Raw genomic sequence first — 410 nt, 5'->3', positions numbered from 1 at the left:
AACAGATTCATGTCCACGCGGGTTGCGGTTCATGACGGCGTACTCGCTGGGGTTCGGGGTGTTTCAAGTAAAGCACCAAACCCCGTGGCGAGGGAGCTTGCTCCCGCTCGGCTGCGCAGCAGTCGCAAACTCTATGTATGCGGTGTGCCTGAATGACTGCGGTGGCAGGGTTTAGGGCCGCTTCGCGACCCAGCGGGAGCAAGCTCCCTCGCCACAGGGGGTTGTGTTTATGCAGGTGGGTCGATTCGATCCAGCGCCCGGTTCACCGCCAGTTCGCCGAGCATGATGACTTGGGCGATGCCTGGCAGGGTGTTGCGACTTGCCTGTCTTTACGATCCGTCAGATTCGTGGCCATGACGTTGTAGTTAGTTTCTTTTCGACAATCAGGTGTCGAAAGTCACTAACAGATT

At 57.6% G+C, this 410-nt stretch carries 1 pseudogene; it reads right to left on the bottom strand.

Going from position 1 to position 410, the window contains the following annotated elements:
- Positions 1-227 precede the first annotated feature (227 nt).
- Positions 228-364, bottom strand: a pseudogene (locus NL64_RS31250) (DUF6124 family protein); the annotation flags it as partial.
- Positions 365-410: the final 46 nt, after the last annotated feature.

This window comes from Pseudomonas fluorescens, assembly GCF_000802965.1.
GTDB lineage: Bacteria > Pseudomonadota > Gammaproteobacteria > Pseudomonadales > Pseudomonadaceae > Aquipseudomonas > Aquipseudomonas fluorescens_A.
Note: the sequence above shows the minus strand (reverse complement) of the source record. Positions and strands in the feature narration are given on the sequence as shown.